At 68.1% G+C, this 3,751-nt stretch carries 3 protein-coding genes; all 3 read left to right on the top strand.

Annotated features, from left to right (window positions below; all coding sequences use genetic code 11):
- Window positions 1-465 (top strand): tRNA (guanine(37)-N(1))-methyltransferase (gene trmD, locus MBTS_RS22400; protein ID WP_425324821.1); only part of this gene is annotated, 465 nt, incomplete at its 5' end.
- Window positions 466-623: 158 nt separating this feature from the next.
- On the top strand, window positions 624-1,790 hold the full coding sequence (locus tag MBTS_RS22395) for a phosphoserine transaminase (RefSeq protein ID WP_192216518.1): 1,167 nt from the start codon (window positions 624-626) through the stop codon (window positions 1,788-1,790).
- Between the two features lie 267 nt (window positions 1,791-2,057).
- Window positions 2,058-3,650: a phosphoglycerate dehydrogenase gene (gene serA, locus MBTS_RS22390; protein ID WP_147832570.1), complete on the top strand. Its 1,593-nt coding sequence runs from the start codon at window positions 2,058-2,060 to the stop codon at window positions 3,648-3,650.
- The last annotated feature ends 101 nt before the right edge of the window (window positions 3,651-3,751 follow it).

Here is a 3,751-nt window from a genome sequence, read left to right as displayed (position 1 = left end):
ACCCGCCCCCGTCTGCTCATGAGCCCGCGCGGCCGCCCCCTGACGCAAGCGCGCGTGCGCGAGCTGGCGGAGGGGCCGGGCATCGTCGTGGTCTGCGGCCGGTTCGAGGGGGTGGACGAGCGGGTCATCGCGGCGCGGGGCCTCGAGGAGGTCTCCATCGGCGACTACATCCTGTCGGGCGGGGAGGTCGCGGCCTTCGTCGCCATCGATGCCTGCGTGCGCCTGCTGCCCGGCGTCATGGGCAAGGCGGTCTCGGGCGACGAGGAGAGTTTCGAGGGCGGGCTCCTCGAATACCCGCACTACACTCGGCCGCGGGAATGGGAGGGCCGTGCGATTCCCGACATCCTCACCGGCGGCAACCATGGCGCCATCGCCCGCTGGCGGCGGGAGGAGGCGGAACGGATCACCCGCGAGCGCCGGCCCGACCTGATGGGTGCGAGCAAGTCTCACCCGACAAAGGCCTGATTCTCAAAGACTTGGTCGAAAAAACCGGCGCCTTTGTGCCGGTCGGGACTGAATTTATCGCCCGAGCATCTTGCTAAGTCGCCGGGACGGGTCCATTGGCAGCGCCGGGCCACTCCTCCCCAACGAGGAGCATTCATCTGTAAGGATGGACTTTTATCATGACACGTCCCACCACGCGCCCCCGCGTGCCGAATTTCTCGTCCGGCCCCTGCACCAAGCGTCCCGGCTGGACCCTGCAGGCCCTTCAGAACGCCGCGCTCGGCCGCTCGCACCGCTCCCCCGCCGGCAAGGCCAAGCTGGTCGAGGCCATCGAGCTGACCCGCACCGTGCTGCGCGTGCCCGCCGATTACCGCATCGCCATCGTCCCCGCCTCCGATACCGGCGCCGTCGAGATGGCCATGTGGTCGATGCTCGGCCCCAAGACCGTCGAAGTGGCCGCCTGGGAAGCCTTCGGCTCCGAATGGGTCACGGACGCGCTGCAGGAACTCAAGATCTCGCCCATCGTCCACCAGACCGCCTACGGCGTGCTGCCGGACCTGTCGGCCATCGACACCAAGCACAACGACGTCATCTTCACCTGGAACGGCACCGCCGCCGGCGTCCGCGTGCCGAACGGCGACTGGATCGCCGCCGACCGCGAAGGCGTCACGATCTGCGACGCGACCTCGGCCGCCTTCGCCATGCCGCTCGACTGGGCCAAGCTCGATGTCGTCACCTTCTCCTGGCAGAAGGTGATGGGTGGCGAGGCCGCGCACGGCATGCTCGTCCTCTCGCCCCGCGCCGTCGCGCGCATCGAGAGCAACACCCCCGCCTGGCCGATCCCGAAGGTCTTCCGCATGGCCAAGGGCGGCAAGCTGATCGAGGGCATCTTCAAGGGCGACACGATCAACACGCCCTCGCTCCTCGCGGTGGAGGATTACCTCGACACCCTGCGCTGGGCGCAGAGCATCGGCGGTCTCGACGCGCTCCATGCCCGCGCCGACGCCAATGCCAAGGTCGTCCACGACTGGGTGGCGCGGACCCCCTGGATCGGGCACCTCGCCGTCGACCCGGCGACGTATTCGAACACCGGCGTCTGCCTCGTCATCACCGATCCGGACGTGCTGGCCAAGGGTGACGCCACCGTGGCGGCGGTCGCCAAGGGCATCGCCGACACGCTCGATGCCGAGGGCATCGCCTTCGACATCGGCGCCTATCGCGACGCGCCGGCCGGCCTGCGCATCTGGTGCGGCGGCACGGTGGAGACCTCGGATCTCGAGGCCCTGATGCCGTGGCTCGACTGGGCCTATGCGTCTGAGAAGGCGAAGCTCGCCAAGGCTGCCTGAGGCGAAGACGCGCTGGTCGGCGCCCATTGTTCATGTGCGCCGCCTGACGACACCGATCCGAACCGCACCCTCATCCTGAGGTGCCGCAGCGTAGCGGAGGCCTCGAAGGAGCACTCCAGTTCGCGCTGCGCTGTCTGGAGCCCTCCTCGAGGCTGCAAACGCAGCACCTCAGGATGAGGTGGGCGGACGGGATCCGATGCCGGCTGCCCGAACAGGGTGGCCCCGATGTTGCCCGCATCCCCCCTTCCTCAAGAGCCGGAGGCCATCATGGCTGCTCCCAAGGTGCTCATTTCCGATTCCCTCTCGAACGCGGCCGTTCAGATCTTCCGTGACCGTGGAATCGACGTCGACTTCTTCCCCAATCTCGGCAAGGACAAGGAACGCTTCGCGGCCGTCATCGGCCATTACGACGGTCTCGCCATCCGCTCGGCCACCAAGGTCACGGAGAAGGTGCTGGCCCAGACCTCGCGGCTGAAGGTCATCGGCCGGGCGGGAATCGGCGTCGACAACGTCGATGTCGCCGCCGCCACGGCGCGCGGCGTCATCGTCATGAACACGCCCTTCGGCAATTCCATCACCACCGCCGAACACGCCATCGCGATGATGTTCGCCCTGGCGCGGCAGATCCCGCAGGCGGATCTCTCCACCCAGGCCGGCAAGTGGGAGAAGAACCGCTTCATGGGCGTCGAGCTGACGGGCAAGACGCTGGGCATCATCGGCTGCGGCAATATCGGCGCCATCGTCGCCGACCGCGCGGTGGGCCTGAAGCTCAAGGTCGTGGCCTACGACCCCTACCTCTCGCCCGAGCGCGCTCTTGAGATCGGCGTGGAGAAGGTCGAGCTCGACGCGCTGCTGGCGCGGGCCGACATCATCACGCTCCACGTGCCGATGACCGACAAGACCCGCAACATCCTGTCGGCCGAGAACCTCGCCCGGACGAAGCCCGGCGTGCGCATCGTCAACTGTGCCCGTGGCGGCCTCGTGGACGAGGTGGCCCTCCGTGCGGCCCTCGATTCGGGCCATGTGGCCGGGGCGGCCTTCGACGTGTTCATCGAGGAGCCCGCCACCGCCAACCCGCTCTTCGGCCACCCGAACGTCATTTGCACCCCGCATCTCGGGGCCTCCACCAACGAGGCGCAGGAGAACGTGGCGCTGCAGGTCGCCGAGCAGATGTCCGATTACCTGATGACCGGGGCGATCACCAACGCGATCAACTTCCCGTCGATTTCGGCCGATGAGGCTCCCCGGTTGAAGCCGTTCGTGGCGCTGGCCGAAAAGCTCGGCTCGTTCCTCGGCCAGCTCACGGACGCGCCGATCAAGGGCATCCGCATCACCTACGAGGGCGCTGTCGCCGGCATGAACACCCGCGCGCTCACGGCGGCGGCGGTGACGGGGGCGCTGCGGCCGTTCCTGCAGGACATCAACATGGTCTCGGCCCCCGCCTTGGCGCGCGAGCGCGGCATCGTGGTGGACGAGATCAAGCGCGAGGGCGGGGCGAGCGACTACGAATCGGTCATCCGCATCACCGTGGATGCCGAGGACATGCCGCGCGACGCCGCCGGGACGGTGTTCCATGACGGCAAGCCCCGGATCATCGAGATCCGCTCCATCGCCATCGACGCCGCCTTCGCGCCGCACATGCTCTACGTGCGCAACCACGACAAGCCGGGATTCATCGGCCGGCTCGGCACCATCCTGGGCGAGGCCGGCGTCAACGTCGCCACGTTCAATCTCGGCCGCGAGGAAGAGGGCGGCAACGCCATCTGCTTCTGCGCCGTGGATGCGCCGATCTCGGAGAGCGTGCGGGCGGAGATCGAGACGATCCCGCAGGTGAAGCGGGCACGGCCGGTGAGCTTCTGACCGGGGCGAGCTTTCGTTCGGTCTCACCCTACTACCCCCTTTTGCGGGCTTTCAGATTCGCACATGTCGCGGGATGCGCGGCTCTCCTCCCCCTTGTGGGG

It is taken from the genome of Methylobacterium bullatum (assembly GCF_014845095.1).
GTDB classification, from domain to species: domain Bacteria; phylum Pseudomonadota; class Alphaproteobacteria; order Rhizobiales; family Beijerinckiaceae; genus Methylobacterium; species Methylobacterium bullatum.
The sequence above is the reverse complement of the archived record's forward strand: the minus strand, read 5'-3'. Positions and strand labels throughout refer to the sequence as shown.